Here is a 2,710-nt window from a genome sequence, read left to right as displayed (position 1 = left end):
GCATCATGGCCCAGTCGATGGCGCGCAGCAGGGGCGCACCGAAGACCACCGCGCTGGCCGTGTCGGCCGCCTTGGGCATGGTGTCCTCGCGCACCCGCGAGGCCGACTCCATGGGCTTGTGGCCCGTCGTCATCCAGTACATCACCGCCCCCAGCGAATAGACGTCCGTCCAAGGCCCCTGGTGGCCCTTGCTGTGGTACTGCTCAAACGGTGCGAAGCCCGGGCTCACGATGTTGGTCATGTCGTGGTTGCCGGTCACGCGCCGGGCGGCACCGAAGTCGAGCAGCACCGGCGTGCCGTCGGCGCGGATGTAGATGTTGTCCGGCTTGATGTCGCGGTGCAGGAAATTCACCTTGTGCACCGCTTCCAGCCCGTCCATCAACGGGTAGATGATCTTCAGCAGGCCCTGCTGGTCCAGCGCCGGCTGCCTGGCCAGCCAGCGCTTGAGCGGGTCGCCGGACTCGTATTCCATGACGATGTAGGCGGTCCCGTTTTGCTTGAAGTAACGCAGCACCCGCACGATGTTCGGGTGGCGAAAGGACGCCAGCGCCCGCGCTTCGTCGAGGAAACGCTCCAGCCCCCAATTGAACTGGCCGTTGTTCGCGCTTGAGCGCACGTGCACCGACAGGTCTTCCGAACGCACGGCCAGGTCGCCGGGAAAGTACTCCTTGATGGCTACCGGCAGCTGCAGGTTGATGTCCTGCGCCAGATAGGTGATGCCGAAGCCGCCACCGCCCAGCATCTTGTCGATGCGATATTCAAAAACGGTTTGCCCCGGCAGAAGCGCAGCCGCGTCCTTGCCTTCGCCGCCTGTGGGACGCACGGGCAGGGCTTGCGTTGTTTCTTCCGGTTCTTCCATTCGTGGGATCGATTCGTGGGGGCTGAGGGTGCCTGTGAATTATTGAGCCCGGCTGGACATCAGGCGCCGTGGTCGATCATCTGCATGGCTTTTTCGAGGCTGCGCCGCATGCGGTTGAACGCGCCGCCGAGCACGGACACTTCGTCTTTGCCGCCGTCAGCGAATTCCGGTACATCAAAGTCACCGGTGCTCACCTTGTCGGCGGCCTGGGACATGCGGCGGATAGGCCGCACGATGAGCCAGCTCAGCATCAGGTTAAGTACGACAAAAACTACGGCGAAGACAGTTGCCAGCGAGGCCATGAAGGTCTTGAAGGTGCGGTCTGCGTTGCGGATGGGAATGTCCATGGGAACGGTGACAACCTGCGCGCCGATGATTTCGTTGTGTTTCCAGCCGAAGCCGTTAGCCTCGCCATAGACCTTGATCATGCTGGCGGGCGCATTGGCCGGTACGCTGTGGCACTGCAGGCACGCCGCGTTGGTGATCTGGATGGGCTTGGCAATGTACAGCAGGCGGCCCGTGGCGGCGGAACGCTCGGAAATCAGTTCTTTCGATTCGGCATTCTGGCGAAATTGCTGGACGATGTCCGCTTCCCAGTCGGTGGCGCGGTCGCGCGGGTTGGTCGGGTTCAGCGTGGCTTCCTTGTAGCCGTAGTCACGGTACTTTTTCTGGATGTGGCCCAGCGTTTCGGTGGCGGCGTAGGCCGGAACGGTCTGGGGCAGGAACACTTCCTCGAGTTGTTTGTCCAGGTGCGGCTTGATCTGCTCGACGGTGTAGGCCCGTACGGAAAGCGCGGTGTCCATCATGAGGCGGGCGTTGCGCAGCACCTCTTCGCGCGCATTGTCCTGCAGCAGCTGGCGCGAGATGTAGCCGGCCGCGGCAAAGCCGGCCAAAAAAACCACGACCAGCACCAAATTGAATTTCAGTCTCAAGCCCATAGCGCCTCCAGGTGCCCTGCAGTCAGCAGAGCGGGATTATTCAGCAGGTCCAACAAATTGTTACTATTTTAGTCCTGCCCGGGGGCCATTGTGCCCCGCTCGTCGCACCCGATACACCGGTAGTAATGCCAATTACGGCCAACAGTGATAATCGCTGCCATGTCTTCTTCTCCCAAAGTGCTTTTTGGCTTCCATGCCGTCGGCGTTCGTATCAAAACAGCGCCCCAATCCGTCCTGGAAGTGTTTTTCGATGTGTCCCGCCGCGATGCGCGCATGCGCCAGTTCACGGACCGGGCCCGGGAGGCGGGTGTGCGGCTGATCGAATCCGACGGTTTGCGCCTGGCAAAGATGTGCGGCAGCCACGGCCACCAGGGTGTTGTGGCCCGGGTCGACGCACTGGCGCAGGTCAAATCGCTCGACGAATTGCTGGAGCAACTCGAAGAAGCCGGTGTTGCCCAGCCGCTGCTGCTGGTGCTCGACGGCGTGACCGACCCGCACAACCTCGGCGCCTGCCTGCGTGTGGCCGATGGCGCCGGCGCCCATGCGGTGATCGCGCCCAAGGACCACGCGGCCGGTATCAATGCGACCGTCGCAAAGGTCGCCAGTGGCGCCGCCGAAACCATGCCCTATTTCATGGTGACCAACCTGGCCCGTACCCTCGGCGAGCTCAAGGAACGCAACATCTGGTGCATAGGCACCAGCGACGATGCGGAAAAAACAATTTACGACGTGGACCTGAAAGGCCCTGTGGCGCTGGTGCTCGGCGCTGAAGGTGAGGGCATGCGCCAGCTCACGCGCAAGACTTGCGATGAGCTGGTCAGCATCCCGATGCATGGCGCGGTGGAAAGCCTGAATGTGTCCGTAGCCAGCGGTGTGTGCCTGTACGAAGCCCTGCGCCAGCGCAGGGCATGAC

General features: G+C 62.4%; 3 protein-coding genes. 1 reads left to right on the top strand and 2 read right to left on the bottom strand.

Going from position 1 to position 2,710, the window contains the following annotated elements; all coding sequences use genetic code 11:
• Both AC1D1P_RS20160 and AC1D1P_RS20155 read right to left on the bottom strand, forming a co-directional pair.
• A partial coding sequence (locus AC1D1P_RS20160) for a serine/threonine protein kinase (RefSeq protein ID WP_477674188.1) occupies positions 1–859 on the bottom strand: 859 nt, incomplete at its 3' end.
• Positions 860–918: 59 nt separating this feature from the next.
• Positions 919–1,797, bottom strand: a complete 879-nt coding sequence (locus AC1D1P_RS20155) for a c-type heme family protein (RefSeq protein ID WP_477669368.1) — start codon at positions 1,795–1,797, stop codon at positions 919–921.
• A gap of 159 nt (positions 1,798–1,956) precedes the next feature.
• Here AC1D1P_RS20155 and rlmB point away from each other — a divergent pair, with 159 nt between their 5' ends.
• Entirely contained in the window at positions 1,957–2,709 is a 753-nt protein-coding gene (gene rlmB / locus AC1D1P_RS20150; RefSeq protein WP_477649216.1) for a 23S rRNA (guanosine(2251)-2'-O)-methyltransferase RlmB, read from the top strand.
• The last annotated feature ends 1 nt before the right edge of the window (position 2,710 follow it).

Source organism: Polaromonas sp. P1_E1_2 (genome assembly GCF_056406035.1).
The sequence above is the reverse complement of the archived record's forward strand: the minus strand, read 5'-3'. Positions and strand labels throughout refer to the sequence as shown.